This is a genomic window from Pseudomonas sp. IT-P74 (assembly GCF_949768175.1).
In the GTDB taxonomy this organism is placed as follows: domain Bacteria; phylum Pseudomonadota; class Gammaproteobacteria; order Pseudomonadales; family Pseudomonadaceae; genus Aquipseudomonas.
This window is the reverse complement of sequence record NZ_CATKQD010000002.1, coordinates 25808-50774: the sequence shown is the minus strand read 5'-3', so window position 1 is coordinate 50774 and position 24967 is coordinate 25808. Positions and strand designations below refer to the sequence as shown.

General features: G+C 56.1%; 28 protein-coding genes. 13 read left to right on the top strand and 15 right to left on the bottom strand.

The features are described 5' to 3' along the window. Nucleotides 1-86 precede the first annotated feature (86 nt). Both ACM6J5_RS01715 and ACM6J5_RS01710 read left to right on the top strand, forming a co-directional pair. Nucleotides 87-728: a response regulator transcription factor gene (locus ACM6J5_RS01715; RefSeq protein WP_095941766.1), complete on the top strand. Its 642-nt coding sequence runs from the start codon at nucleotides 87-89 to the stop codon at nucleotides 726-728. 348 nt (nucleotides 729-1076) lie between these two features. Continuing rightward, nucleotides 1077-1376 (top strand): hypothetical protein, encoded by a 300-nt coding sequence (locus ACM6J5_RS01710; RefSeq protein ID WP_095941767.1) that lies wholly within the window; start codon nucleotides 1077-1079, stop codon nucleotides 1374-1376. 239 nt (nucleotides 1377-1615) lie between these two features. Here ACM6J5_RS01710 and ACM6J5_RS01705 read toward each other — a convergent pair whose 3' ends face one another. Together ACM6J5_RS01705 and ACM6J5_RS01700 are read right to left on the bottom strand one after the other, a co-directional pair. Continuing rightward, nucleotides 1616-2269: a hypothetical protein gene (locus ACM6J5_RS01705; RefSeq protein ID WP_414927751.1), complete on the bottom strand. Its 654-nt coding sequence runs from the start codon at nucleotides 2267-2269 to the stop codon at nucleotides 1616-1618. A gap of 275 nt (nucleotides 2270-2544) precedes the next feature. Continuing rightward, nucleotides 2545-2823: a DUF2790 domain-containing protein gene (locus tag ACM6J5_RS01700; RefSeq protein ID WP_057715339.1), complete on the bottom strand. Its 279-nt coding sequence runs from the start codon at nucleotides 2821-2823 to the stop codon at nucleotides 2545-2547. A gap of 369 nt (nucleotides 2824-3192) precedes the next feature. Between ACM6J5_RS01700 and ACM6J5_RS01695 the strand changes: the two genes are divergently transcribed. After that, nucleotides 3193-4167 (top strand): quinone oxidoreductase family protein, encoded by a 975-nt coding sequence (locus tag ACM6J5_RS01695; protein WP_414927750.1) that lies wholly within the window; start codon nucleotides 3193-3195, stop codon nucleotides 4165-4167. Continuing rightward, a complete protein-coding gene (locus ACM6J5_RS01690) occupies nucleotides 4164-5090 on the top strand; it encodes a LysR family transcriptional regulator (protein ID WP_095941770.1) in 927 nt (308 codons plus the stop codon). The genes ACM6J5_RS01695 and ACM6J5_RS01690 overlap by 4 nt, the downstream gene beginning before the upstream one ends. A gap of 289 nt (nucleotides 5091-5379) precedes the next feature. On the opposite strand, the gene ACM6J5_RS01685 is transcribed toward ACM6J5_RS01690, so the two are convergent. Next, on the bottom strand, nucleotides 5380-5535 hold the full coding sequence (locus ACM6J5_RS01685) for a hypothetical protein (RefSeq protein WP_172435283.1): 156 nt from the start codon (nucleotides 5533-5535) through the stop codon (nucleotides 5380-5382). 544 nt (nucleotides 5536-6079) lie between these two features. Beyond that, the gene (locus tag ACM6J5_RS01680) at nucleotides 6080-6418 is read right to left on the bottom strand and encodes a hypothetical protein (protein WP_095941771.1); all 339 of its coding nucleotides are present in this window, start codon (nucleotides 6416-6418) and stop codon (nucleotides 6080-6082) included. A gap of 315 nt (nucleotides 6419-6733) precedes the next feature. Between ACM6J5_RS01680 and ACM6J5_RS01675 the strand changes: the two genes are divergently transcribed. The 5 genes from ACM6J5_RS01675 to ACM6J5_RS01655 are packed head-to-tail and all read left to right on the top strand — an operon-like array spanning nucleotide 6734 to nucleotide 11767. Further along, on the top strand, nucleotides 6734-8206 hold the full coding sequence (locus ACM6J5_RS01675; RefSeq protein ID WP_414927670.1) for a c-type cytochrome: 1473 nt from the start codon (nucleotides 6734-6736) through the stop codon (nucleotides 8204-8206). 49 nt (nucleotides 8207-8255) lie between these two features. After that, nucleotides 8256-10028 (top strand): cytochrome c oxidase subunit I, encoded by a 1773-nt coding sequence (ctaD, locus tag ACM6J5_RS01670; RefSeq protein ID WP_095941773.1) that lies wholly within the window; start codon nucleotides 8256-8258, stop codon nucleotides 10026-10028. Next, the gene (locus ACM6J5_RS01665; RefSeq protein WP_414927669.1) at nucleotides 10025-10717 is read left to right on the top strand and encodes a cytochrome c oxidase subunit 3; all 693 of its coding nucleotides are present in this window, start codon (nucleotides 10025-10027) and stop codon (nucleotides 10715-10717) included. The genes ctaD and ACM6J5_RS01665 overlap by 4 nt, the downstream gene beginning before the upstream one ends. A 5-nt stretch (nucleotides 10718-10722) precedes the next feature. Beyond that, the gene (locus ACM6J5_RS01660; protein WP_095941775.1) at nucleotides 10723-11436 is read left to right on the top strand and encodes a heme-copper oxidase subunit III family protein; all 714 of its coding nucleotides are present in this window, start codon (nucleotides 10723-10725) and stop codon (nucleotides 11434-11436) included. 13 nt (nucleotides 11437-11449) lie between these two features. Continuing rightward, nucleotides 11450-11767, top strand: a complete 318-nt coding sequence (locus ACM6J5_RS01655) for a cytochrome C oxidase subunit IV family protein (protein ID WP_008053359.1) — start codon at nucleotides 11450-11452, stop codon at nucleotides 11765-11767. A gap of 30 nt (nucleotides 11768-11797) precedes the next feature. On the opposite strand, the gene ACM6J5_RS01650 is transcribed toward ACM6J5_RS01655, so the two are convergent. Together ACM6J5_RS01650 and ACM6J5_RS01645 are read right to left on the bottom strand one after the other, a co-directional pair. After that, nucleotides 11798-12358 (bottom strand): hypothetical protein, encoded by a 561-nt coding sequence (locus ACM6J5_RS01650; protein ID WP_095941776.1) that lies wholly within the window; start codon nucleotides 12356-12358, stop codon nucleotides 11798-11800. 132 nt (nucleotides 12359-12490) lie between these two features. After that, entirely contained in the window at nucleotides 12491-12781 is a 291-nt protein-coding gene (locus tag ACM6J5_RS01645; RefSeq protein WP_414927668.1) for a hypothetical protein, read from the bottom strand. Nucleotides 12782-13079: 298 nt separating this feature from the next. Here ACM6J5_RS01645 and ACM6J5_RS01640 point away from each other — a divergent pair, with 298 nt between their 5' ends. Beyond that, complete coding sequence (locus tag ACM6J5_RS01640; protein ID WP_414927667.1) at nucleotides 13080-13619, top strand: hypothetical protein; 540 nt, start codon at nucleotides 13080-13082, stop codon at nucleotides 13617-13619. Between the two features lie 300 nt (nucleotides 13620-13919). On the opposite strand, the gene ACM6J5_RS01635 is transcribed toward ACM6J5_RS01640, so the two are convergent. Together ACM6J5_RS01635 and ACM6J5_RS01630 are read right to left on the bottom strand one after the other, a co-directional pair. Then, entirely contained in the window at nucleotides 13920-14465 is a 546-nt protein-coding gene (locus tag ACM6J5_RS01635) for a carboxymuconolactone decarboxylase family protein (RefSeq protein WP_414927666.1), read from the bottom strand. A gap of 34 nt (nucleotides 14466-14499) precedes the next feature. Next, on the bottom strand, nucleotides 14500-15117 hold the full coding sequence (locus ACM6J5_RS01630) for a nitroreductase family protein (protein WP_095941780.1): 618 nt from the start codon (nucleotides 15115-15117) through the stop codon (nucleotides 14500-14502). 62 nt (nucleotides 15118-15179) lie between these two features. Here ACM6J5_RS01630 and ACM6J5_RS01625 point away from each other — a divergent pair, with 62 nt between their 5' ends. Beyond that, complete coding sequence (locus ACM6J5_RS01625) at nucleotides 15180-16661, top strand: PLP-dependent aminotransferase family protein (protein ID WP_414927665.1); 1482 nt, start codon at nucleotides 15180-15182, stop codon at nucleotides 16659-16661. Nucleotides 16662-16802: 141 nt separating this feature from the next. Here the strand turns inward: ACM6J5_RS01625 and msrA are convergent, their stop codons facing one another. The 3 genes from msrA to ACM6J5_RS01610 form a co-directional block, all read right to left on the bottom strand. Further along, nucleotides 16803-17309, bottom strand: a complete 507-nt coding sequence (msrA, locus tag ACM6J5_RS01620) for a peptide-methionine (S)-S-oxide reductase MsrA (RefSeq protein ID WP_414927664.1) — start codon at nucleotides 17307-17309, stop codon at nucleotides 16803-16805. 466 nt (nucleotides 17310-17775) lie between these two features. Continuing rightward, nucleotides 17776-18459, bottom strand: a complete 684-nt coding sequence (locus tag ACM6J5_RS01615; RefSeq protein ID WP_414927663.1) for a transmembrane anchor protein — start codon at nucleotides 18457-18459, stop codon at nucleotides 17776-17778. 12 nt (nucleotides 18460-18471) lie between these two features. After that, nucleotides 18472-19209 carry a HupE/UreJ family protein gene (locus ACM6J5_RS01610; RefSeq protein ID WP_414927662.1) on the bottom strand — a complete coding sequence of 246 codons (738 nt, stop codon included), beginning with the start codon at nucleotides 19207-19209 and terminating at the stop codon, nucleotides 18472-18474. A gap of 513 nt (nucleotides 19210-19722) precedes the next feature. On the opposite strand from ACM6J5_RS01610, the gene ACM6J5_RS01605 reads away from it, so the two are divergent. Further along, a complete protein-coding gene (locus ACM6J5_RS01605) occupies nucleotides 19723-20022 on the top strand; it encodes a metal-sensing transcriptional repressor (RefSeq protein WP_057387496.1) in 300 nt (99 codons plus the stop codon). A gap of 38 nt (nucleotides 20023-20060) precedes the next feature. Here ACM6J5_RS01605 and ACM6J5_RS01600 read toward each other — a convergent pair whose 3' ends face one another. Continuing rightward, nucleotides 20061-21377, bottom strand: a complete 1317-nt coding sequence (locus ACM6J5_RS01600) for an MFS transporter (RefSeq protein WP_414927661.1) — start codon at nucleotides 21375-21377, stop codon at nucleotides 20061-20063. Between the two features lie 265 nt (nucleotides 21378-21642). Between ACM6J5_RS01600 and ACM6J5_RS01595 the strand changes: the two genes are divergently transcribed. Further along, nucleotides 21643-21795 (top strand): YHYH domain-containing protein, encoded by a 153-nt coding sequence (locus ACM6J5_RS01595; RefSeq protein WP_414927660.1) that lies wholly within the window; start codon nucleotides 21643-21645, stop codon nucleotides 21793-21795. Between the two features lie 48 nt (nucleotides 21796-21843). Here the strand turns inward: ACM6J5_RS01595 and ACM6J5_RS01590 are convergent, their stop codons facing one another. The 3 genes from ACM6J5_RS01590 to ACM6J5_RS01580 form a co-directional block, all read right to left on the bottom strand. Beyond that, complete coding sequence (locus ACM6J5_RS01590) at nucleotides 21844-22296, bottom strand: chromate resistance protein ChrB domain-containing protein (protein ID WP_414927659.1); 453 nt, start codon at nucleotides 22294-22296, stop codon at nucleotides 21844-21846. An 83-nt stretch (nucleotides 22297-22379) separates the two neighbouring features. Continuing rightward, entirely contained in the window at nucleotides 22380-23735 is a 1356-nt protein-coding gene (gene chrA, locus ACM6J5_RS01585; RefSeq protein WP_414927658.1) for a chromate efflux transporter, read from the bottom strand. Then, on the bottom strand, nucleotides 23728-24672 hold the full coding sequence (locus ACM6J5_RS01580) for a chromate resistance protein ChrB domain-containing protein (RefSeq protein ID WP_414927657.1): 945 nt from the start codon (nucleotides 24670-24672) through the stop codon (nucleotides 23728-23730). The genes chrA and ACM6J5_RS01580 overlap by 8 nt, the downstream gene beginning before the upstream one ends. Nucleotides 24673-24967: the final 295 nt, after the last annotated feature.

Sequence of the window (24967 nt, the reverse complement as noted above, 5' to 3'; positions counted from 1 at the left end):
AAGTGCAAGTGTGCTCTATGCCTGCTAAGGTCAAACGCTGCAGCAGATTCCATGGCTTGCTGGCCACTGCCGAATGGAAAATACAGATGGTTGACCACAAAATCAGAGTCTTGCTGGTGGATGATCACAGCATCGTGCGTAGCGGCGTGCGACGCATGCTGGAGACTGCCGGCGAGATCGACGTTACGGGTGAAGCAGAGACGGCACAAGGCGCAATGCTCCTGGTCCGGGAGCAGGATTTCGACGTGGCGCTGGTAGATATTCAGCTGCCCGACAAGACCGGCCTGCAACTCCTCAAGCTCATGCGTGCAGAGAAACCCAGGCTCGCCGTTCTGATGTTGAGCATGCATTCGGTCGAGGCCTATGCGTTACGCGCAATCAAGCATGGCGCAGCGGGATACCTCACCAAGGATATTTCCGCAGCCACCCTGGTTGCGGCGGTTCGCAAGGTGGCCTCAGGCGGCAAGCACGTCAGTCCCGAACTGGCAGAAAAACTGGTCAACGCTATTGGCAGGGGCGACGGGGCACCCCACGAAGCGCTATCCGACCGGGAGCTTGAAGTCCTCAAGCTCCTCGCTTCAGGCGAGAGGATTGTCCGCATCGCTCAGATATTGCACTTGAGTCCGAGTACCGTCACGACGTACCGGGCACGTATCCTGGAAAAAACAGGGATGGACAGCAACGCGAAACTGGCCCGCTATGCCCTCGAAAATGGCCTGTTGACTTAGAACGCCCTGCCATCCGACGCAGCCGAGCCACTCAATCGTACTCGGCAGCTTCCAGCTCTGCGGTACATGCCCAGCTTCACCGGTTCCAGTCTGCTTGTAGTGGAATCACTACAAGCGTTTGGCCGATATCGCCACAAAGAAGTACTGCTTACGTCGATAGTGGGGGCCGCTCCAATCAAGCATGCTTACCTCTCGGAAAATTCTCGCCCGCTCAATGGAGTTGTCTTCGTCAACGTCTTGTACAGCCATTTTCACGAGTCAGAAAAGACTCCGGAATCGATATTCGCAAGTTGAGCGAGGAGTGCACGCTACATTCATGTTGCGTCAATGTTCTAACTGGAGAACGTCATGATGATAGGTTATTGGTTATGTGCGTTGCTATGGGGTGTGGTGCTGCTGGAGGAGATCCAGCTCATGCCCCTTCAAGAATGGAAAGACGAGGGCCTGAAACGAGTTCTGTTGTTGCGCCGGACCAGAACCCGGACTGGCTACTTTATTGCGTTGATCGCGGGCGCCATGTGCCTTTATAGCGAAATCCTGGTGGCACCGGTCGATCAGAACATTTTCAATCCGGAGCTGATACTTGCACTCTGTGGTGTTCTTTGGGGTGTTTATCTTTCCGTAGTCTGTATGAAGGGCAAGCGATAGACGCCTGTCTCCATGACTACTGCGGGTCGTCGGCCCGATTCCGGGCTGCTTGAGGCGGATTCAACACACTGGATTGGGTGTAGGCGGGATCTTGGTTAAACCGGCGCTAGCAGTACCTTGGGTGCTGCTAGCGAGGCTTGAGGCTGCACATTTGTGGTCAGCCGGTGGACAGAGGCTGCACCGATCAGCTGTTGCTGTGATCGGACGCCTTGGGCTGAACTTCCGTGTTCAACCTGGCTTCACCAGCCAGCCAGGGCGGCGTTTCCTGCTGGCCGGGTGCTTTGCTCGATACGCGCTTCGGTGTCTTTGTCTTTTGCCCAGACGGTGAGCAGTACCATCGCCCCGAATCCACCGATGATGAGCACCGGATAGGCGGCCAGCAACTCCAGCAGCGAGTACTTCCAGGCCAGCGGACGACCCACCCCCAGCATGGCGGCATAGAACCACGAGACGGCAGAGAGGGCGCCGGAGAACAGCGCCAGCATGCGCAGGCTGAAGGAAAGTTTGAGTAACGAACCGGCTTTTTTCAGCGCCGGCAATACAGCGCTATGCAACAGGAAGCCGTTAAAGGTCAACAGCACAACAATGCCGATTTTGGCTTGCAATTTTGGATTGAGGAAATATTCCATCCCCTTACCGGCATAATCGATCCCGACAATGCCAATGCCCGTAATCCAAAGCACTACAAGTGCAAGTACTACGGTTTTTTGAAGGCTTTCCATGTGCGCGTCATCGTGGTGACCTGACGCATCCCCCTTCAGGAGTTGCTTGACCATTGCAATGTCACTGGTCAATACCAGTCCGATTGCAACACAGCAGGCGATAAGATGAAAATATACAACGCCCAAACGCACATATTCCACGGTGGACGAAGAGAACATACTAAGTTCCATGGTTACCTCTGGCTTCAATAGTGAATCAACTTGGCTTTTGGTACGGTATAATTTGGATTTACCGTTGCTGACCGCCATTTAGATTCAGTAATTGTTATCAATTAATCTTGCGACATTCCGCCGTCAAGATAATAGTGAGTTTCTCGAATGAACTTTTAGTCATTCGATCATGTCCATTTTCAGGTAACTAAAAACCTTATCGCACTGAGTGCACAGAAGGTTTAACTTCCACTTCTGGGAGGCCGGTCAGGCCTGGAACCCGATCGACGAGCGGATCAGGCAATGCTGGTTGGGTCGGCGGGGCTTCCACCCCATTCGAGGAAACGAATCTTGTGAACCTCGCCCTCGCTGTCTTCGTAGACCAGGGTCACCGGTACCACGCCGGTCTTGTCGGATGTATCGGTGCGCTGCAGCACCCGTTTCACATCGATGTCCATTCCGTAGTGGTATTCGACGGCCGAGACATGCGCGCCAGGTTCTTGCAGGCTGCTCTGGTCGAAGACACTGGGTGCGAGACTGGAAATCACGGCACTGACAATTGTGGCCATGCTCATAAGGCTGTACCTCTTCTGACGTTTGCTTGACAAGGACCTAATGTGACACGTCGAGAAGGTGAAGTTCACTTCACCGCGACGAACGTGCCCGCCTGAAAAGCCTGTAGTGGCTGCAAACTCCCGGCAATTCCCCGCGCTTGACGCCTCTCGACCATTCGTCCTTTAACCCCCGTATTTATTGGTCAAAGTCCATTTTTTAGGGAAGTCATGACATGTCATGACGGATTTCAAGCAAGGTGAGTCAATCATTATATTGCTGCAAAAAATGCATTAATCTCCTGCAATCAACCAGTCTTGTTCATCCGCAGATCAGCTCTCACACTGAGGCCACATATTTCATTACGGCTTGCGATGGAAGGAGAAATGACCATGGTATCTGCGATCCGGTTTAACCGGTCCGGCTCCCCTGAAGTGCTGAACCTGGAGACACTGAGCGAACAAACGCCAGGCCAGGGCGAGGTCTGGCTCGAGCAAGAGGCTGTAGGTGTGAACTTTCTCGACGTTACCCAGCGTAGGGGAGCGGTGCCCGTTTCTTTGCCATCCGGGCTTGGGCTGGAAGGCGCTGGGCGTATCGCCGCGGTGGGGGCGGGTGTCAGCAACGTTCGAGCAGGGGATCGCGTGGCCTATGCCACCGGCCCTTTGGGTTCCTATGCTTCGGCCCGGCTTTATCCGGCAGAGCGGCTGGTGAAAATTCCGGATTCGCTGTCGTTCGATGATGCCGCAGCCGTCATGTTCAAGGGCATCACGGCGCAGTACCTGTTGAAAGCCACCTATCCCGTCGGCCCCGGCACAACCATTCTGCTCTACGGTGTGGCTGGAGGGCTGGGGGAAATCATGGTGCCGTGGGCCAAGCACTTGGGGGCCACCGTGATCGGCGTGGTTTCAAAGCAGGCCAGTGTCGAGAAAGCTCATGCGTCGGGATGCGATGAAGTCCTGGTGTTCGATGCTGACAGCCTGGCTGGCGAGGTGGCTCGTATCACCCAGGGCAAAATGGTCGACGTCGTCTATGACCCGATAGGGCGTGTTTCTTTCCAGGCATCCCTGGATAGCTTGCGACCGCGAGGGCTGATGGTATCGTTTGGTGCTTCATCAGGTGCACCGTCAGCCGTGGAGCTATCAACGCTGAATACCAAAGGCTCGCTGTTCGTGACACGTCCTTCGTTGGCAGCCCATACGGCGAGCGCCTGCGAGTACCAGGAACGCGCGCAGGATGTGTTGGTCGCCATAGGTGCGGGTATTATCAAACCTTCGGTCCGGGCAAGCTACTCTCTGGCGGACGCAGCATTGGCGCATGCCGACCTGGAGTCGGGGCGTTCATCGGGGGCGATCATTCTAAAACCATGAATCCTGATGTTCTGAACAACCAGCACAGTGACGAAATCGCTGCGTTTCTGGCCGTGGCCTCGCAAGGCTCGTTTGTCGGGGCTGGCCGGCTATTGCAGCGACACCCGACAATCGTCTCGAAACGCCTCGCCGCCATGGAGAAACGCCTCGGCGTTCGGCTCGTGGAACGCTCCACCCGCCAGGTTCGAATGACTGAAACCGGTGCCAGGCTGGAGCAGCGCCTGCGCTCGGCCATCGAGTCGATGAATGAAGCGCAGCAGCAGGCGTCCGAGGGCGCCAGCGAAATCCGCGGTACTTTGCGCCTTGCATTGCCGGCCGCCATGGGCAGGCGTTGGCTTGGCCCGATGCTGCCGGAGTTTCTCAAGGCTCATCCGCATGTCTCGATCCTCGCTGACTATAGCGAGCGTCTGGTCGACATCATCGATGAAGGTTTTGACGCGGCGATCAGAATCGGAGAGTTGGAAGATAGCCGGTTGATCGCCAAAAAACTGAGTGACCATCGCCGGATACTGTGTGCCTCGCCTGCCTACATCAGACAGCACGGTATGCCCGAAACGCCACAGGACCTGATCAGGCACAATTGCCTTCGCTTCAGCGGCCTTGCGTCTTTTCCCCTGTGGAGACTCCATCGCGGCAATGAGTTGCAGACGGTTTCTCCCAAAGGAAACCTGACGGCCAATGACAGCGAGTCCTTACTGGCAGCGGCCCGCGCCGATGCGGGAATACTGGGGGCCGGTGACTGGTTGATGAGTCGTGATATTGCTGCCGGGAGGCTGTTGCATGTCCTTCCTGACTGGCAATTGGACACCGCCGGTGGGGTCTATCTGGTCAGGCCATCGGCCAGGTTTCCGGGCGCGGTGGTCGTCGCGTTCAAACAATGGATCGAGTCAAAGTTCATCCCCGCGCCCCCATGGGCCGTTTGACTGGCGTACCTTCGGCTCCCATCTGACCGACCCATGGCTGCTGGTCATGTGTGTTCATAAAACCAGGTGGTGACTCACTTTTTCCATTGGATCAAAGCCAATACAGGATAGCAGTGGACCACAACCAGCCGATGCAGAGGGTGATAGTAAGGTAGATCGCCACAATCATCAGAGGCTGATTCCACATGACACACCTCCCATAACCGCTTTTGTTGCATGGGTGCCTGGTAAAACGGGCGCTCGTATGAGTACCGCAATCATCAAGCCATTTGAGTGAAAGACGTATTCGTCAGAACACTCCAAGGGTGAACTCCATCGCCAGCACCGCGGACAACGCCAGCGTCATCAGCAACGCGATAAACATCAGGCCCAACTCAGCGAGCTGTTTATAAAGGGCCAAAGGCCGTTTCGTGATTCGAGCAATCGATTTATTGGTGGAAGCCATCACTCATCCTCACTGTTGCGTGGAGCACGCACCACAGGCTTGACCTGGGCAACACGGCGATGGAGTTGCATGGTGGTGTTGCGCGTTTCATTTTTCACCCCTCGCGTCATGTCGAATCCGGCGAGCCCCGCCGTCTCCATGATGTCCGGGACGACAGCTGTTGCGGGTACCAGGGGTGGTGCAACTAATGAGCCATTTCAATAGTGATAAGAAAAAACTCAAATGAATTAACAAACTGTTTCGGGGGGATTCAAGCGAGAGGAAGGGTGAGGGGGGAATATTCCTCAAATTTGGTGGCAAACGACTGGTCGGGTGGGTGTAGTCCCCCATTTATGGAGAGAGTAGCGGCCCTGTTTCACCGATCGCTTTTGGCAGGGGCTTGCCCCAGAGGCGAGGTGGATTTAGCCGGGCGGGAAGAGCCGCTTCTGTCTGGGGTTTAAACCGGTCGAAGCAATACACTGAATTCTGTTTAAAAGACCCGTGAGTTTCCGGCACCGCACATTACCCCCGCGGGGAAACACCGATGCCGGGAATCACGTAACCGCTACTCGAGCAGTTGATCAATCAACACCGCGTTGGTGTAGATCAAACTGCCGTCACTCGCTCGGTGCCCAACCAGATGGAACTGTCCGCGGTCGTGGTGCAGATAGACACGCATCTGGCAGTCGGACAAGGGGGCGTATCCCTCGGGCATGATCAACTCCATCGAATCCATATCGACATCGACCATGGCTTCCCGATCGTGGGTCTTCTGCAAGCGCTCTTCAGCTTCCTCCAGACGCAGATGCAGAGATCCATCGACGTTGAAATGGACTTCCCCCATCGGGGTGGACTTTTGGGCGTTGCCGGTTTTGCACCAGCCTTCGATCGTCAGGGCACTCATGACGAAACCTCCAGTTGGATTGCTGGACTCTGTGGCTGTCGTCCCTGCTCAATGCCATCACTCATGTTTGATGACTACTTAATGGCAGAGTTCGTCTTTTGGCACCGCTTCCGACCGATCTCTGCTGTTCGCCATCAGACATTCAGTATAGCCGGTCGCCGGACCTCGCTGGCCAAGCCCACGGTACAACCCGATGGGCTCTATACTTCTTACGGACTTTGCCGCCCGGACGGGTGGTATTTGTCTGCCTTGCTTGGATGTCAGTGGCGATGCTTTTGCGTAACCAATGAACAACAGGAATAGGATGAAGAGGAAATGGCAATAGCAATTATCCTGATACTAATCGTTATTGCATCAGTGCTATTCCACATACTGGCGCCCTGGCATGCGACGCCGGCAGCTTCCAACTGGGGGTCCATAGACACCACCCTGTTCATCACCCTGATCATCAGCGGAATATTCTTCATTGCCATCACGGTATTCATGGCAGTCGCGGTGATGCGATATCGTCACAAGGAGGGTGCCAGGGCGGCCTACCAGCCGGAAAACAAAAAGCTGGAACTGTGGTTGATTATCGTGACCTCACTAGGTATTGCCGGGATGTTGGCGCCAGGCCTGGTTGTCTACAACGACTTCATCCGGGTGCCGAAAGAGGCCTACGAACTTGAAGTAATTGCCCAGCAGTGGCAGTGGGCCTTTCGTTTTCCCGGCCAGGACGGGAAGTTGGGCAAGTCGGATATCAGGTTTGTCGATTCGGCCAATCCCCTCGGCGTTGATCCCAAGGATCCTGCCGGGCAGGACGATGTGCTTGTCATGAATAATGAGGTTCGCCTGCCGCTCGATCGGCCGGTGAAAGTCTTGCTGCGGGCTAAAGATGTCCTGCACGATTTCTATGTACCGCAAATTCGCAGCAAGATGGATATGGTGCCTGGGATGGTGTCGTACTTTTGGTTTACGCCGACTAAAACCGGAAAATACGAAGTCCTTTGCGCTGAGTTCTGTGGCGTAGGTCATTACAACATGCGCGGCCATATGATCGTGGAAGAGCAGGGCGTCTTCGATCAATGGCTCAAAGGCCAACCGACTTTTGCGCAGACATTGACGACAGCGGCCAAACCCGGTCGAGACAGCGTGGTGGAAAAAGGCCGCCAGTTGGTCGAACAACTCGGCTGCAAGGCCTGCCATAGCCAGGATGGCGGTGCCAGTCTCGGCCCGGGATGGAAAGGGTTGTACGGCCGCACTGAACAGCTTGTCGATGGCACCCGTGTGCAGGTCGACGAGGCCTACCTGAAGGAGTCGATTCTCGATCCGAAGGCCCGACTGGTGCAGGGCTACCCGCCGGTCATGGTGGCCTATACTCTCAAGGACGATGAACTGGGTGCTGTCATCGCCCTGATCAAATCACTGGGTGCCGCGGGGCAAGACGATGAACCTTCGACCGGCGAAACGTCGAGCCCGGGTGAAGACCTGGTGGCGCAGGGGCAGCGGCTGGCCGGGTCGCTCGGCTGTCTGGCTTGCCACAGTGTCGATGGCAACAAGGGCGTCGGCCCCAGCTGGCAGGGCCTGTATGGCAAGACGGAAACCTTTGCCGACGATACGAGCGTAAAGGTCGATGAGGGCTATCTCAAGGATTCGGTTCTTCATCCCAACGCCAAAATCGTCAAGGGCTATGCCGCCGTCATGCCGGCTCTGGCTCCAAGTGACGAGGAGCTGAATGCACTGATCGCTTTCATCAAGTCCAAAGCGAATGCTGACACTGATGCGAACAACGCGGAGCCAGGGAAGTAGCCGTAAAGCAGCCAGGAAAACACTGAAACTTCGGCAGGAGGGTGACGTGATGGCCTATGCGGAGCAAGCCGAAACAGAAGCGCTGCACGAGCCCAAAAGTTTCCTGACCAAATACATCTGGAGTCAGGACCACAAGGTCATAGCCATTCAATATTCGTTGACGGCCATCTTCGTGGGACTTATCGCGTTGGTGTTGTCCGGCTTGATGCGCATGCAGATAGGCTTTCCCGGCAGTTTGGCGTTCATGGACGCCAGTACTTACTATCAGGCGATGACCATGCACGGCATGATCATGGTCATTTATTTGCTCACGGCCTTGTTTCTGGGTGGCTTTGGCAACTATCTGATCCCGCTGATGGTGGGCGCCCGCGACATGGTCTTCCCCTATGTCAACATGCTCAGTTACTGGTTTTACCTGGTGGCGGTACTGGTGTTGCTCAGCAGTTTTTTTGTCCCGGGCGGCCCCACAGGTTCCGGCTGGACGCTCTATCCGCCACAGTCGATCACCCAGGGGACACCGGGGGTCGAGTGGGGCATTGTCCTGATGCTCGTCTCACTGGCGATTTTCATTGTCGCGGCCACCATGGGCGGGTTGAACTACGTCACCACGGTGTTGCAGGCGCGCACGCACGGCATGACCCTGTTTCGCATGCCGCTCTCGGTATGGGGCATCTTCATGGCCTCGATCATGGCCTTGCTGGCGTTCCCGGCATTGTTTGTCAGTGCGGTGATGATGCTGTTCGACAAGCTGTTGGGCACCAGCTTCTTCATGCCGGCGATGATCTCGCTGGGGCAGCAGCTCGATCACCAGGGTGGCAGCCCGATATTGTTCCAGCACCTGTTCTGGTTCTTCGGCCACCCGGAGGTCTACATCGTTGCACTCCCTGCATTTGGCCTGGTGTCCGACTTGATCAGTACCCATGCGCGTAAAAATATCTTCGGTTACCGAATGATGGTGTGGGCCATTATTGCGATTGGCGTACTCAGTTTTGTGGTCTGGGCACACCATATGTATGTCAGCGGAATGAACCCGTACTTTGGCTTTTTCTTCGCCGTCACCACCTTGATCATCGCGGTGCCGACCGCGCTGAAAGTCTATAACTGGGTATTGACCCTGTGGCGGGGCGACATCCACCTGACCGTGCCAATGCTGTTTGCCCTGGCCTTTATCGTCACCTTCCTGGTCGGTGGTCTGACCGGGTTGTTTCTCGGCAATGTGATCGTGGACATCCCGCTCTCGGACACCTATTTCGTCGTGGCCCACTTTCATATGGTCATGGGGGTCGCTCCGGTACTGGTGGTGTTCGGCGGCATTTATCACTGGTACCCGAAAGTCACTGGGCGCATGTGGAACGACACCCTGGGCAAGCTGCATTTCTGGATTACCTTTCTGGGCACCTACGCCATCTTCTTCCCCATGCACTACCTGGGTTTCCAGGGCATGCCCCGTCGCTACTACGCCTATGAAAACTACGCGTTCATCCCGCAGTCCGCGCAAGACTTGAATGCCTTCATTACGGTGGTCGCATTGACTGTCGGCGTTTCCCAGTTGCTGTTCCTGTTCAACCTGACCTGGAGTGCATTCAAGGGCAAGCCGGCAGGCGGTAATCCCTGGGGCGCGGCCAGCCTGGAATGGCAAACGCCGGACACTCCGCCGAAACACGGTAACTGGGGAGAGAAATTGCCGGTCGTGCATCGCTGGGCGTATGACTACAGTGTGCCGGGGATCGAGCAGGATTTCGTGCCGCAAACGGTCTCCGCCGAGGAACTGGAGCAGATGCGGCAACTCAGTGCCGGAACCAGGGCGGACATCAAGACATGAACAGGCTGCTATTGAGAAACGCCGACGGCGCTGATCCCGGCGGCAGCTGGAGTCGCGACCCTGAGGGTATTCAGGCCGCCGAGGATGCCAATAGAAGGCAAACCGCAAGGGTAGGGCTGCGCTTGTTTCTGGTGGTGGTGAGTTCGTTGTTCTTCCTCTTCCTGATCGCCTTCATTGCCCGTTCACAAATGGCCGACTGGCTCCCCCTGACAGAGCCTTTGGCGCCGTTAGGCAATCTGCGGCCGCTCTGGTTGAATTCGGCATTTCTGGTATTGAGTTGCATCGCACTGCAAGGGTCGCGCATGGCCGCGCGAAAGGCTCGGCCGGGCGCAACTGTCGTTGGTTTTGCATTGGGGGGTGTCTTTGCCATTGCCTTTCTGGCGGGGCAACTCTGGGTCTGGCAGCAGTTTGTCGCCTGGGGCTACTTTGTCGCCGGCAATCCGGCCAACAGTTTCTTCTACCTGTTGACCGGCCTGCATGGGCTCCACCTGCTGGGCGGGCTGATCGCCTGGTGCTGGATCGTCGCCAGATTCCTGCGTCATGTGCCACTGGCGCAACTTGGCGCCGGCGTCGAGCTCTGTGCCATCTATTGGCATTACTTGCTGGGCCTTTGGTTCGTGCTTTTCGCGCTGCTGGCCAGCACGCCGCAAACCTATGAAGCCATCGCCAGATTCTGCGGCCTGAGGTAACAGCCATGGCATTGCACTCACAAGCCCAAGTCGAGCCCCGTTCATCCAATCCACCAGGTTCGCCGCCTGCACCGGGATGGCAGGGCATCGCCAGCGATTGGTCCTCGGATAAAGAGGCCTTCAAACAGGTGCCCTGGGGCAAGGCGATGATGTGGATATTCCTGCTCAGCGATACGTTTATATTCACCTGTTTTCTGACCGGCTACATGTCGGTACGCATGACCATCACCAGCGCCTGGCCGAACCCCAGTGAAGTGTTCGCATTGACGATCGGCGGCAGGGAAATCCCGCTTATTCTGATCGCCATCATGACTTTTGTGCTGATCAGCAGCAGCGGCACCATGGCCATGGCCGTCAATTTCGCCTATCGCCGTAATCGCGCGAAAACCACGGCGCTGATGCTGGCCACGGCTGCCCTGGGGGTGACTTTCGTCAGCATGCAGGCATTCGAATGGAGCAAGCTGATCGCAGAAGGGGTCCGTCCCTGGGGGAACCCCATGGGAGCCGCGCAATTTGGTGCCAGCTTTTTCATGATTACCGGATTTCACGGACTGCACGTGTCAATCGGCGCCCTCTATCTCAGCATTGTGGCGCTGAAAGTATGGCGCGGAGACTATGAGCGCTCCGGAAACTATCAGAACGTCGAGATAGCCGGGCTCTATTGGCACTTCGTGGATTTGGTGTGGGTATTTATTTTTGCATTCTTCTATTTATGGTAGAGGAGCACGAGTGATGGCACATGCTCAGGGTCAGCAACATCCAATCAGTTTGTACCTTAAGATCTGGGGGCTGTTATTTGTCCTCAGCACGCTGTCGTACCTTGTCGATTATTTCCACTTCCATGGTTATCTTCGGTGGTCTCTGATTATCACTTTCATGTTGTTGAAGGCAGGTTTGATTGTCTCCATCTTCATGCATATGGCATGGGAGCGCCTGGCGATGGTCTACGCCATATTGGTGCCACCTTTGTGTTTACTGGTGCTCATCGGGCTGATGGCCACCGAGGCAGACTATGTCTTCCTCAGCCGGGTCATTTTCTTTGGTCAGTAAGCAGCGTTCGGATGGCCTCGAGTCTCCGGGCTAACCGGATATCACTCGCTTGAACTGATGCCATTTGTGCTGCCAGGCCACCGTCCAGTGGGGGGCTGCCGCTCCCGTGCCGGCGATCTTCAGCTTCGGATGCTGTTTGATGACCTGATCCAGTACCGATTCCTGATTCGGTTCAACATCCACGAAGAAGATATGTTTGCCTTCTTTTACTGCCTGTTTGAAATTGCGGAAGTGAGTGTTCGGCACCTGGAAGCCAAAAAAACCGCCTTCCCAGATGCAGAAGCCCAATACAACAATGGCAAGGAAGATAAAGGGCATCCAGCCTGCGGCGGATTCGGTCCAGCCCATCCAATAGGCGCCAACCAGTACCAATGCCGCGAGTGGCACACCGATCACCGCACCAATCTCACCAGAGTGAACAGCATCCTGTTCCATTAACGAGCTGATCTCGTGGAGGTGATGTTCTTCTACATCAGCAACTTTTTCACTGAGTACATGAATCTGTTCGGAATTGATGCCGCTGGCTTCCAATTCATATTCAACGTTTTCAAGATCGTTGAGATTGTCACTGATGTAATAGTGCCGGTTCATGCAACACCTCCCATCTCGGGTTGCTGCAGACCTCCTCTGTCCGGCAGCAGTCGGTAGCTGTACTGTGGGGAACGTTGCACACCCCGTGCAATCTGAAAAAAGTATAGCACTCACTATCCTGCGGATCGGTCGCTAGCTGATCTGCACAATGACCGGGCCTTCCGTTACGATCGGCGGTTTCGCGTGGATATTCGAGGCATTTTTCTGAATCCATTCACGCGCGACTTTCAGGCTCGCATCGCTGCCGGCCCTGTCCGTGCAAACAGTCACCGCCGTGCCACCGTCACCCGTATTCAACAGTGTGTAGCTAACGAGGCCAGGCACTGTCCGCAGGGTCGCTTCGACGTCGGCATTGCGCTCTTCCAACAGCTCGAAAAGCTGCTTTGCTCCAGTACCCAGGTAGGTTCTTATCACCGCATACATAGTCGTCTCCCTTGGGAGTGCCGCCTTTATGCCAATCCGGATCCGTTGATGGCCGCTATCACTTAAGGTTTCGGTTCGTCCTGATTTACTAAGCTTAGCCAAACGCCGGCGACAGTCGTAATGCGACGACCACCGGCCGTGTTTGGCTGAAGGCAGTCTAGTGGCAGATTAGTGGCTATGCTTGGTCAGCTACCTGTACGTGTTGGGGGGAACACCGTTCAGCAGGCTCGTGAAAACGTGATCACCTCGCTTCAGGCGTCATCACAAATTGCCCTTGTGCCACGGAGTCGTCACTAACATGAACAAAAAAGAAGCTAAAGCCAAAGTAAAAGACCTGATCTCGTCCGGAGTACCGAAATCGGAAGTATTCACTCGGCTTTCAGGCCAAGGGGTCAAGGACCGTCTGCTTGCCAGGTTGATCGCTTCAACTGCTGATCCCTACCTCTGCGATATACATGACCGCAAGGTTAATGCCGTTATTACACTCATGTTTATCCGGGCTGCACTCGTTCTTCTAGTCGGATTTATTGCAGGTTCGACTATTGGGCCTAACGCCAGATGGGTCGTTGGTGGTTTGGGCGCACTTATCCCGCTCTTGTTTGCCTGGGGGTTCTACAATCATCTGGCAGGCGCTTACAATGCATATATTATTCTGTCCATGGGCTCGGTAGCGAGGCAGGTGGACGGGTTGGCTTCAGGGTCCATTACAATGTTTATCGGCTCGGCCATAGCGCTCGGAATGTTTGCTTATATATTCTACGTTCGCCAGAAGTTATTTCCGGATTTGGCTTTTTTTTCACCGAGAAAAGTCAAAGGACAGTATGTGTTTTCCAGTTGAAGAAACTGCTAAAGATAAGTCAATTTAATGGTGCGAAGTAAATGAGGTTCTTGAGTGAGGGCGCGGGGGCAGATCTGTTTTTCACGTTAACCTGAACAGCAAGACTCGTGTTCGCTTATTTATGTATGTCTTATTCTTTGCATGTGCTCATCTGATACTCATGTGGAAAAGCTGGACGCTCAGGAACGGCTGTTGATTCGTCAATGGGACTTTTTCGGGACGGTAGCGACGGTCCGGGCCTGACCGTCGCGAATGTGAGTACCGTTTGCCTATACGCGGTATTTGCGGGGCGGATCGAACTCAGATCGAGCCAGCCAGCGTAACGGCAGGGAAGTCCTTTTCGGGATCGAACACGTTATTGAAAAAGTTCGTCAGGGAGTACATGGCCACCAACGCGACAATCTCCATGATATTCGCATCGGTGTAGCCCGCATCACGGACAGCTTTCAGATCAGCGTCACTGACCTTGCCGCGAGTCTCGATGACTTTGTGGGAGAACTGGAGGGCAGCGTCGCGCTTCGGGTCGGGGGCATGGCCCTTGCGAGCGAGAATGATTTCATCGGCCGACAGCTTGGCCATATGCTCGGCCGTAAAGCTGTGAACCGTCAGGCAGTAGTTGCAGCCATTCGCTTCGGAGACGGCGAGGCCGATACTGTCACGCGTCTTCAGATCGAGCGCTTTGCTCAAGGAGCCGAGCAGAGTAGCCCATGAGTTGAACGCGATTGGACTCTGCGCGAAGGTCATCATCATGTTTGGAGTGAACCCGATGTTCCTGGTGAACGCATCGAGAGTCGGTTTCGAATCGGCCGGCACTTGTTCCGGCTTTAGAACTGCACTTCTAGGCATTGTAGTCTCCGTCAATTACCTGGTTTATTAACAGTTAAACGAGATCCAACACATCAGACAGCGGACGGCGCGGCTTCTGAGCCCAGTTCCCCGGACGTTCCGCGCCTATGGACAACAACATGACCGGCACTTCGTTTTCAGCCAGTCCGAATTCGCGGGCCACCGCTTCGGCATCGAAACCGATCATCGGCGTCGAACCCAGGCCTAGCGAGCGGGCGGCATAGATGATCGCCGACGCACCGAAGGTGGCGGTGCGTACTGCCTCGTCACGCTGGCGCTGTGGGTGCTCTGAATACAAATCGCGCGCGGGGAGTTCCCAATCCGGCACCATCGTTGCGGGCATGACGCCCGCTTCCACCAGCGGCGCAAGGCGTTCGGGTATGACGCTGGAATCGGCCAGTTGGCCGCAGATGATGAAGGTAACGGCGGCTTCAGTGATCGGGGGCTGATTCCAGGCGATAGGACTCAACCGGGCTTTGGCTCCAGGCGTACGTACCGCGATGAAGCGCCAGTTCTGTATATGGAAGGACGTTGGTGCCGTGGTGCCGATTCGCACCAACTCACGGATTTGGTCGTCGCTCAAAGTGGCGGCAGGGTCGTAGTACTTGGCGGCACTGCGACTCACGATACATTCGATGACGGCGTTGGTCATGATGGTTCCTATGGATGAGGGGGTAGGTTTCTCCGGCTTGGTCTTTAAATCTTGTACCGTCGATGGTACGAATAAAAGAACCAAGATCACCCACCTTTGTGTGTACCAAGAATATGAATTCAGACCTGCAAATCCAGCTCGACCGAACAGCAAAGCTGTCCCTGTCAGAGCAGATTCGTTTGAGTATCAGCAGGGCAATAGAGTCAGGCCTGCTCACACCAGGTACTCGATTGCCTTCGTGGCAGGATCTCGCCGCGCACCTTGGTGTGGCGCGCGGGACCGTTCAAACGGCGTATGAACGATTAGCCGACGCCCAAATGATCGAAACATTCGGAGCAAAGGGCACACGCGTGGCGCCACGCCCCCGTGCCGCGACGGCTCAACCGGCACCACCGGGGCCTGGAGCTTTTATGAGCGCCTATGAGCGGGTGAACACTGGACCTGCAATCTTTCAGCTCGGTATTCCAGCGTTTGATGGCCTGGAAAAGCTTTTCGCACGCGCGCGCTCGTCCAATCTGTTGAAAGCAGGATCTTTCTCGTCACTGATCTATCCCGATCCTCGCGGGGAATATGAGATGCGTCGAGAGATTGCAGGCTATCTCTCCATCTCCAGAAACCTGCACTGCCTCCCTGAGCAGGTGTTCATCACGTCGGGATACAGCTCCGGCTTAGGGCTTGCACTGCGGGTGTTAGGTCTGGACGGTAAGAAGGTCTGGATGGAGGAGCCCGGATTCTTTCTTACCCGCAAGGGGTTGGAGCTCGCTCGCTTGAATGTCATTCCGATTCCGGTGGACGCCGAAGGCCTCAACGTAGACTACGGAATCGAGAAGGCCGCGGACGCTGCATTAGCCGTCCTGACCCCCGGTCAACAAGCGCCTTTGGGCTCGACTCTGTCATTGAGGCGACGGCTTCAACTGCTCGAATGGGCGGTCTCCAGCGACGCCTGGATCATCGAAGATGACTACCTCAGCGAGCTGCAACTGGAAGGCCGGGCGGCCCCTGCCTTGGCGTCTTTGGACGAGGGTAAACGGGTTATCCACATAGGTTCTTTCAGCAAGACTGTGAGCCCGGGGCTGCGACTTGGATTTGTTGTAGCGCCAACCGAACTTATTACTGCGTTCTCCGAGGTGGCGACGACGCTTGCCCCCGCGCCTTCACCCGTCATTCAACTCGCCACGGCTCAATTTATGCGCGAAGGCCACTACATTCGGCGTGTCCGTCGGCTCAAGCGACTGTATGTTGCCCAGCGTGACGCGTTATGCGAGCAGTTACGAATGCACGATGCAGAGTGGGTCAAGGCAGGCCTGGCCGTGCTTCTCAGACTCCCCGACGGGGCACCCGACGTGCAAATCGTTCGGGAAGCGATGACCTTTGGCATGGCCCCATCGCCTTTGTCAGCGTGGTTCGCGACGCCGTCCGGGAGCTCCTCCGGCCTGTTGCTCGGAGTTGCCACAGCGTCTGAACCTTACCTTGCGACATCGTGCCATCGATTGTTCGAGATCATCGGGCGATATTGCGAGCCCGGTGTTCGAGGCGTCACATAAGAGGAGGAGGAAACCTTCAGTGCCGGGGATGCTGGCAAGTATTGTTGGTGAGTCCACCTCGCGCTCCTGGCTGGTTGCTGCCTGTCGTAAGGGCGGAAAACGGTCGGAAGCGGTCACCTCTGCGCCTCACAAACTCGACTTTCAGGCGCGCTTGGGGAGCTTCCAGTTCGGGCGGATGAAGTGGCATGTGTAGCCGTTCGGAATACGTTCGAGGTAATCCTGGTGTTCTGGTTCCGCCTCCCAAAAAGGCCCCACTGGTTCGATTTCGGTGACTACTCGGCCTGGCCACAGGTGTGAAGCATCGACATCGGCAGCGGTGTCCTCGGCAATGTCGCGTTGCTGTTCGTTGAGGTAGTAGATCGCCGAACGATAGCTGGGGCCCAGGTCGTTACCCTGACGGTTGGGCGTGCTGGGGTCGTGTATCTGGAAGAAGAACTCAAGAATCTGCCGGTAGCTGATTACGGCAGGGTCGAAGACGATCTCGATGGCTTCGGCGTGGTTGCCATGGTTGCGATAGGTGGCATTCGGCACATCGCCGCCGGTATAACCGACCCGCGTGTGCAGCACACCGGGATAGCGCCGCAGCAGATCCTGCATGCCCCAGAAGCAGCCGCCGGCGAGAATGGCAGTTTCGGTGTGTCTGGTCATGGTCTGTCCTTCCTCTCGGGAGCGTTGTGTATAGCCACTGTTATGAGGGCGTGTTGGCCAATTCCAAGGTTTCGCGCAAACAGAATTGGAATGACCGCTCCTGGCCGATTGTTGCCCGCCCCAAAGGGCGACAATCGACCCAAAGCCGACATTCATTTTGTGTCACTCAATCGCTGGCCCAGAGGACAGTGTCGTCACATAGAAACAAACAAGGCCGCAATCGCGGCCTTGTTTGTTTCAGGGTGTTACTCGTGCGAATGTCCGTGCTCGGCGCTCTCGGAGGTTGCGCCTTTCTCGCCACCGCCGCATGCCGTCATCAGGCCTAGGAAGCAGATCAGGAGAATCGAACGAATCAGAGAAGTTGGGGTTTTCATGGGAAGACTCTACAAAAATGGATGAAAAAAATGGTCTGTGGTCAGGCTGAGTCCCGCGTTTTGGCAGAAGGACAACCGTTGCTGGTTTCGGATTACTGTTTGACGTTCAGGTAGTCACCGCTCGTCTTCAACGAAATGGTCACGTCGTTATTGCTGCGATTACGCCAAAACCAGCCGTGAGTACCGTCAAAAATGGCGGTGAACTCACCTTTATCACTTTTGACCTGCTTGCCCTTGTTGTAGCTGTGGAAGTAACCCTTTTCACCGTTGTAGGGCTCGCCATGGGTGTCGTAGTTCACAGGCCCGCCAGCCGCTGCCCATTCATAGCTGACTGTCTTGTTCTTCAGCACTTCAAGTTTGATCTCTGTCCCTTCACCCGGTTTGAGTGTGACGGTCATTTGATTCGACTTCATAGCTGGGGCAGGTGTAGCCGCTGGTTGGGTCGCAGGTAACGCAGCAGGCTGGATTTGCGCAATCTGTGGAGCTGGAGCTGGAGCTGGAGCTGGAGCTGGAGCTGGAGCTGGAGCTGGAGCTGGAGCTACTGCTTGCGGCGGCGCTGCATCCGCCAATGCCTCTTGGGCAAGGGTGATCTTCAATTCGCCCATCTGGGTCAGGCCCAGTGCGCGTCCCACACCCGTAGGATCAACGGCATATTCCGAAGGCATGACCACGGTCACCAGCAGACCGACCGCAGTCAGCAGTGCAATGACAGTCGAACGCACGAGTTTGCGAGTGCTAGGCAATTCATTAACGGTTGGAAGCGGAGTATTAAACATGGTCAGAATTCCTTACGCGGAGACAAACAGACCGGTGATCTGGTAACCCATCAGGAGGAAACCGGCACACATCATGGCGACGTTAGCGGTGTAGGCATGGCGCCAGAAACTGCCGGTGCGCCGCCAATACCCCATCAGAATGAGAATCGCACTGAGGGCCAGCAATTGGCCAATCTCGACACCAACGTTGAAGGCGATCAGGTTCGGAATCAGGCCATCAGGCGAGATCTCGTATTCCTGAATCTTGGTGGCCAGACCGAAACCATGGAGCAGGCCGAAGATCAGCGTGGCCACTTTGGTGTTGGGTTGGAAGCCGAACCAGCGCTGGAATGCACCCAGGTTGTCGAGCGCCTTGTACACCACCGAGAATCCGATGATGGCGTCGATGATGTAGGAGCTGATGCTGACCTCGGTCAGCACGCCCAGCAGCAGCGTGACCGAGTGGCCTACGGCGAATAGCGTGACGTAGAGCCCAACATCCTTCAGGCGGTAGAGGAAAAAGATCACCCCGAACAGAAACAGCAGGTGGTCGTAGCCCGTCATCATGTGCTTGGCGCCCATGTAGATGAAGGGCAGCAACATGACGCCGGAGCTTTCCTGGATGAATCCCTTGTCACCTTCGGCGACGGCATGAGCCATCGCCTCGGGCATTGCGAGGAAAAGTGACGCGACAAATAAAAAAAGCAGCAGTAGCAGGCGACGCGAAGGCGCAGTAAGTGCGTCAACGCCGCTCATCGAGTGCGAATACATAGATCAATCCTACGTTGCAGGGATCAAAGGCCGCAGGGCGGCCATGGTCAGGATGCGAACGAAGGACGGGGTGGCCGCTCAATCAAGAAAATCGGCGGACGGGGAACGGAATAGCGTGGGGCATCGACCCGCAAAGAGAGCTTCGGCTGCGCGGCCAAGCTCAACGCGGAGGTGAGCTGTGGCGTTTCGTGCTGATGGTCAGGGGTCAGCGGCGAGTGATAGTGATCCGAGCAGCTCGCACACGACATCTCGGCCTGCTGTTCATGGGAGTGATGGGCGTCTTGCGCAATCTCCCAAGCTGGCTGTTTCGGTGTCACTGACAACGTATAGGTATGCCCGGCCCAGGCCACAAACATGGCGAGAACAAGCGCGATTACCACCGTGGTTGTCAGTGTTCTGCTGAACATAGCGTTCGGGTTTCAACTCGTTTTGTAGGGCTTTGACGCGTTTGACCATATCCTCCTAGGGGGGATAGGATGCCAGCGTAATTCATTGAGGCCCGAGGCTCAAGCCATGAGTGAGCACGAACACGAACACAACCATCCCCATACCCACCAAAGTCATGAGGCGATCATCAAGCGCCTCAAGCGGGCGGACGGCCATTTACGCGGCATCATCACCATGATTGAAGAGGGTCGTCAGTGCGTGGACATCGCCCAACAGCTGCATGCGGTTGAAAAAGCCGTGTGCCAAGCCAAGCGCACGCTCATTCAGGATCACATCGATCACTGCCTGGAGGACACCGTCTCGGCCTTGAACAATGGCGAGCGTGCACCGCTGGAAGCTTTCAAGCAAATCACCAAGTACCTCTAGATCTGACATGGCCAACCAGTCTTAGCAAATCTTAGGGACTACGGTCGTCTATCTGGCCATCGGCGATGCTGGTCGTCGATCACATAAGGGTGTTCGTGATCCGCACCCTCTTGGCTGTCGAAGTGAGTGTGATCGTCCGGCAGGTTCTCATGGGTGTGTTTGATCGACTCTTGGTCATGAGCCGGACGCCAGATCACAATGCTGACCACCAGTGCGCCACCAGCCACAATAGCTAGCCCAACAAACGACGCCGTAAGGCTGATGTTGGCACCCAGCCATCCCGCAAGTGGGTAGGTAATCAACCAGCAGGCATGGGACAGCGCAAATTGGGCGGCAAACAATGCCGGGCGATCTTCGGCATGCGCCGAGCGACGCAACAGCCGACCGCTCGGGGTCTGCGCCAGGGAATAGCCCACGCCGAGCAACATCCACAACGGCAACAGGAAATTGTAGGTGGTCAGGTTGATGCCAACGGCCAAGCCTACTACCAAGATTCCTCCGCCAAACAGCATGGCCGTTCGGTCTTTGATGTCTTTCAAAAGCCGAGGTAAGACCAAAGCAGCGATCATGGAGCCGCCGCCAAACGCGGCCAGCGCCAATGCCGTAGAACTCTGCGGCAGAGCGAAGCGCGACTGCACCAGCACTACCGTATTGATGATAACCATGGCACTGGCGGCAGCTACCGTCAGGTTGAGAGCCAGCAGCCCTCGCAGGCGCGGCGTCGCCAGGAATATACGCATGCCACGGGTGGTTCGCTCATAGATGCTACGTCGCGGTGTTTGCTTCGCCTTTGGCAGCAGCACTGTGCCGACCAATGCCGCTGAGGCAAGGAACCCAATGACAGTGCCGGCGAATAGGTTGTGGAAGCTGATCACTGTCAGCAGTGCTGCGGCGAGTATAGGGCTGGCGACGCTTTCGAGATCGTAGGCCAGACGCGATAGCGACAAGGCACGGGTGTAGTCATCTTCATCCGGCAGTATGTCTGGAATGGTCGCCTGGAATGTCGGTGTGAACGCTGCTGAGGCTGACTGAAGGACGAAAATCAGTACGTAGATTTGCCAGACCTCGGTCACGAACGGCAGAGCCAGCGCAACCAAGGCTCGCACCAGATCCAGCGAAACCAGCATTGCCCGACGGGGGAGACGCTCTGCAAAAGCTGCTGCAATGGGCGCAACGCCGATGTAGGCCGTCATCTTAATCGCCAACGCTGTACCAAGGACGGCCCCCGCTTGGGCTCCTGCAAGATCGAATGCCAGTAGGCCCAGCGCGACAGTGGCAAGACCTGTTCCTATGAGCGCAATCACTTGGGCTAGAAAGAGATGGCGGTAGGTTCGGTTGGCCAGGATTTTCAGCATGAGAAATCTCACATGGAGAGGCGTGTGCCCATCTGGTTGTCGAGCATTTCTCGAAGAAAGAGAGCGACGAGTTTCTCGTTTATAGATGTTTTTATATCCCCCCTAGGGGGATATAGCACCATCCTAAACTAGAGGCGGGGACAGCTCAAGAAGTAGGCGCTCAGCCTTTCATCGAATGTCAGGCAGAGAGTAAGGAAGGCGCTTGCCCAGTGAAGGCAATTAGCCATACTCTGCGGAGCGTGAGAGGTCTCACGGATGTAAAAACATGAGCATGGAGCAAGCCCTGATGAAACTGTCTGCCCTTTTGATCGCCTCTTTACTTTCCATTACCTCCGTGGCGGCCTTCGCGCACAGCGGCGGTACTGATGCAAAAGGTTGCCACCGCAACCATAAAACGAACGACTACCACTGCCACTAAACGGTAAAAGCCCAGCTTGAGGCTGGGCTTCAATGCAAGCTGGCTTTCTCACATTTGTGGAGGCCAGTTATGCGATTCACCTTGGCACTCCTTGCACCATGCATAGAGTGCGTCGTACAGGATCAGTCCATGCGAAAGCATTTCATGATCGTCGGAATATCGCTGCGACAGTCCCAGTGAGATGGCGTACAGCCCAGCCGATTGCGGAGTCAGATCCAGGCGAGAGGTATCAGCGCCGCGTATGATCTTGGCCAAGTGCTGCAAGGTGGGCTCACTGAGTTGGTACTTCTTCAGAAATGCATCGAAACTGCACAGTTCGCCCTCATGGGTAAGTTCTACGCCGGGAATGTCGTAAGGCGCAGCGTCTTTCTCCGCCGCTAATCGCAGCACATCACCACTGGGTACGTATAAAAACTCAGGCTGGGGATCGATAAAGCGTGTGATCAACCAGGGACAAGCGATGCGGTCGATCTTGGGTCGTTCACGGGTAATCCACCTCATGGAACACCTCCTGCCTAGCTCGGTAGGCTGGGTGATCTGGCGGGCCCAGTGCCCGCCAGAGATTGTTAATCCACTCATGCGGTCTAGCGCAGCAGTACTGCCAACCCAACGAGCGCGCAGGCCATCAGCACCTGGATGACGCCCCGCTTGAAGCGGAACAAGGCAATCGCCGCTGCGATGGCGATCAGTGCAGAGGGCCAGTCGAGGTTGCCGCTGAAGCCCTTCGGCCACAGCACGTGATAGCCAAAGAAACACGCCAGATTGAGAATCACCCCAACGACGGCTGCCGTAATGGCGGTGAGCGGTGCGGTGAATTTGAGTTCGTTGTGGGTCGACTCCACGAGCGGGCCGCCGGCGAGAATGAACAGAAACGAGGGCAGGAAAGTGAACCATGTCACCAGCGAGGCGGCCACAGCCCCGGCCAGAAACACCTGATCGGCACCGAACACTTGTGAGACGTACGCTCCAACAAAGCCGACGAAGGCCACCACCATGATCAGCGGCCCTGGTGTGGTTTCCCCCAGTGCCAAACCGTCGATCATCTGGGTCGGGGTAAGCCAGCCATAGTGACCGACCGCACCTTGATAGACATACGGGAGGACTGCATAGGCCCCGCCAAAAGTCAGCAACGCGGCCTTGGTAAAGAACCAGCCCATCTGGGTCAAGGTGCCTTCCCAGCCAAATAGGGCGATCAAAGTACCCATCGGCAAAGCCCACAGCGCGGCGCCAATCAGGGCGAGCGACGCAAGTTTGAACCAGCTGAACCGGGCATGTTCCGGGGACGGGGTGTCGTCATCGATCAAGGCTGGGCCGAAGGACTTTTTGGCAGCGCTATGGCCCCCGATTCTGAACTTCTCAGGCGCCAGACGCCCTCCGACATAGCCGATTAACGCAGCCCCCAATACGATCAGCGGGAAAGGAACATTGAACGCGAAGATCGCGGTAAATGAAGCTGCTGCTATCGCCCATAGCCAATTATTCTTCAGCGCCCGAGTGCCGATCCTATGTGCCGCCTGCACCACGATGGCCGTCACGGCAGGCTTGATCCCATAGAAGAGGCCGGCCACCACAGGCACTTCGCCGAACGCGATGTACATCCACGACAAAGCGATGAGAATGAACAAAGAGGGCAGCACAAACAGCACGCCCGCAATCACTCCACCCCAGGTTCGATGCATCAGCCAGCCGATATAGGTTGCCAACTGCTGAGCCTCTGGCCCAGGCAGCAGCATGCAGTAGTTGAGGGCATGCAGAAATCTGCGCTCGGAGATCCAACGCCGTCGCTCCACCAGTTCCTGGTGCATGATCGAGATCTGTCCGGCTGGCCCGCCGAAGCTGATGAAACCCAGCTTCAACCAGAACCAGAAAGCCTCACGCAAACTGATCGCCTCTGGCCTCGATAGATCCTCTTCAGCCGTTGATGCCAACACCTTATTCATTGGGTTGTTCCTCCTTCACAAACCCGGCGAGCAGACCGTCGAAAATAGCGCTCGCAGCAGCCAGCAAATGGTCGTCGTGGGTGATGGTTTCGCGCAGTCCTGCCAGCACGCGCTCGATGCCGGCAGCCTCCACCGGCTGAATGCCCCCGATATCGAGGTAGTGCACCAAGGCCGCGATGCGGTTTAGGCCGGGCTCTTCAAGCTCAAAACTGGCTTGCAAGGTTTCGAAGGTCACGCGGTTGCCGACATGACTGAAGGTCGCATCATCGAAGTCAAAACCCAGTGCATCTGCTGGGCAGTCTGTTGGGCTGTTGAGCCAGAGAATCTGGGCTTGAGGGTCGATGAAGCGGCGAATCAACCAGGCACAAGCCAAACGATCCACCCAGGGACGTTTACGGGTTGCCCAGATACGGCCCTGATAATCACCGAGATTGAGTGCCGTTATTGGTTGGTTGCAGCTGTGTGGCTCATCCGGCGACAGGGCTCTACTGACCGCCGTCTCCAGCTCCTGCAACGCCGAATCGATCTGATGCTTGGGTTTGCCTGGGAAGTAATCGATGCTGACCAGTTGATCGTAGGTTTTGCGCAGCTTGCGAATTTGCTTGGTGGTGGCCAATGCGTTTTCAGGATTGAGCTGCCCACGGCATTCTTCGATCTCCGCACCAAGCTTGCCGTAGTCATCGCTACGGTCGAACAACTCGACGAAGCGCTCACCTCCAGGGTCGACGACCGGCAGAACGTAGGCCGTGCCATTGATGGCGAGGATATCGCGCTCGACAGACGTCAGCGCTTCACGGCAGGCGCCAGTGTCTGGCAGCAGATACGCGCCATCGCGCAGAACCACAGCACCCGAAGCTTTCAATGCACGCCAGGCGCGCATGCGCTCGGTGGCATTGGCAGTGGGTAAGCCAAGAATCAGAGCCAGCCAATTATTCATGTAGAGTTAGCTATGTAATTTGTAGTAAGAATTACATTACTCTTGATCTGGCCGTTTGGAAAGCCGCGCCTCGAAACTAGGTTTTGGTGAGTCCGACTGGAGAGAGGTGTGGTCGTGTGCAGTAGGGGCATTAGGTGCTGTGCGATGTGGACAGCGACAGAAAGGCTTCTTTCATGCGCTTTAGACTTTAAAGGTGAAGGGCCGCTTTTGGCCGATTTCTGCCTGTTGCGAAGGACATCCACAACCCAGTATAGATAGTCCGTCCCGCCTTCACCGATACTGGTAACGGTTGCCA

Excerpts from the sequence above, each read along its gene's own strand:
- ACM6J5_RS01715 (WP_095941766.1), top strand. The coding sequence starts at position 87 with ATGGTTGACCACAAAATCAGAGTCTTGCTGGTGGATGATCACAGCATC.
- ACM6J5_RS01710 (WP_095941767.1), top strand. The coding sequence starts at position 1,077 with ATGATGATAGGTTATTGGTTATGTGCGTTGCTATGGGGTGTGGTGCTG.
- ACM6J5_RS01705 (WP_414927751.1), bottom strand. The coding sequence starts at position 2,269 with ATGGAACTTAGTATGTTCTCTTCGTCCACCGTGGAATATGTGCGTTTG.
- ACM6J5_RS01700 (WP_057715339.1), bottom strand. The coding sequence starts at position 2,823 with ATGAGCATGGCCACAATTGTCAGTGCCGTGATTTCCAGTCTCGCACCC.
- ACM6J5_RS01695 (WP_414927750.1), top strand. The coding sequence starts at position 3,193 with ATGGTATCTGCGATCCGGTTTAACCGGTCCGGCTCCCCTGAAGTGCTG.
- ACM6J5_RS01690 (WP_095941770.1), top strand. The coding sequence starts at position 4,164 with ATGAATCCTGATGTTCTGAACAACCAGCACAGTGACGAAATCGCTGCG.
- ACM6J5_RS01685 (WP_172435283.1), bottom strand. The coding sequence starts at position 5,535 with ATGGCTTCCACCAATAAATCGATTGCTCGAATCACGAAACGGCCTTTG.
- ACM6J5_RS01680 (WP_095941771.1), bottom strand. The coding sequence starts at position 6,418 with ATGAGTGCCCTGACGATCGAAGGCTGGTGCAAAACCGGCAACGCCCAA.
- ACM6J5_RS01675 (WP_414927670.1), top strand. The coding sequence starts at position 6,734 with ATGGCAATAGCAATTATCCTGATACTAATCGTTATTGCATCAGTGCTA.
- ctaD (WP_095941773.1), top strand. The coding sequence starts at position 8,256 with ATGGCCTATGCGGAGCAAGCCGAAACAGAAGCGCTGCACGAGCCCAAA.
- ACM6J5_RS01665 (WP_414927669.1), top strand. The coding sequence starts at position 10,025 with ATGAACAGGCTGCTATTGAGAAACGCCGACGGCGCTGATCCCGGCGGC.
- ACM6J5_RS01660 (WP_095941775.1), top strand. The coding sequence starts at position 10,723 with ATGGCATTGCACTCACAAGCCCAAGTCGAGCCCCGTTCATCCAATCCA.
- ACM6J5_RS01655 (WP_008053359.1), top strand. The coding sequence starts at position 11,450 with ATGGCACATGCTCAGGGTCAGCAACATCCAATCAGTTTGTACCTTAAG.
- ACM6J5_RS01650 (WP_095941776.1), bottom strand. The coding sequence starts at position 12,358 with ATGAACCGGCACTATTACATCAGTGACAATCTCAACGATCTTGAAAAC.
- ACM6J5_RS01645 (WP_414927668.1), bottom strand. The coding sequence starts at position 12,781 with ATGTATGCGGTGATAAGAACCTACCTGGGTACTGGAGCAAAGCAGCTT.
- ACM6J5_RS01640 (WP_414927667.1), top strand. The coding sequence starts at position 13,080 with ATGAACAAAAAAGAAGCTAAAGCCAAAGTAAAAGACCTGATCTCGTCC.
- ACM6J5_RS01635 (WP_414927666.1), bottom strand. The coding sequence starts at position 14,465 with ATGCCTAGAAGTGCAGTTCTAAAGCCGGAACAAGTGCCGGCCGATTCG.
- ACM6J5_RS01630 (WP_095941780.1), bottom strand. The coding sequence starts at position 15,117 with ATGACCAACGCCGTCATCGAATGTATCGTGAGTCGCAGTGCCGCCAAG.
- ACM6J5_RS01625 (WP_414927665.1), top strand. The coding sequence starts at position 15,180 with ATGGTACGAATAAAAGAACCAAGATCACCCACCTTTGTGTGTACCAAG.
- msrA (WP_414927664.1), bottom strand. The coding sequence starts at position 17,309 with ATGACCAGACACACCGAAACTGCCATTCTCGCCGGCGGCTGCTTCTGG.
- ACM6J5_RS01615 (WP_414927663.1), bottom strand. The coding sequence starts at position 18,459 with ATGTTTAATACTCCGCTTCCAACCGTTAATGAATTGCCTAGCACTCGC.
- ACM6J5_RS01610 (WP_414927662.1), bottom strand. The coding sequence starts at position 19,209 with ATGTATTCGCACTCGATGAGCGGCGTTGACGCACTTACTGCGCCTTCG.
- ACM6J5_RS01605 (WP_057387496.1), top strand. The coding sequence starts at position 19,723 with ATGAGTGAGCACGAACACGAACACAACCATCCCCATACCCACCAAAGT.
- ACM6J5_RS01600 (WP_414927661.1), bottom strand. The coding sequence starts at position 21,377 with ATGCTGAAAATCCTGGCCAACCGAACCTACCGCCATCTCTTTCTAGCC.
- ACM6J5_RS01595 (WP_414927660.1), top strand. The coding sequence starts at position 21,643 with ATGAGCATGGAGCAAGCCCTGATGAAACTGTCTGCCCTTTTGATCGCC.
- ACM6J5_RS01590 (WP_414927659.1), bottom strand. The coding sequence starts at position 22,296 with ATGAGGTGGATTACCCGTGAACGACCCAAGATCGACCGCATCGCTTGT.
- chrA (WP_414927658.1), bottom strand. The coding sequence starts at position 23,735 with ATGAATAAGGTGTTGGCATCAACGGCTGAAGAGGATCTATCGAGGCCA.
- ACM6J5_RS01580 (WP_414927657.1), bottom strand. The coding sequence starts at position 24,672 with ATGAATAATTGGCTGGCTCTGATTCTTGGCTTACCCACTGCCAATGCC.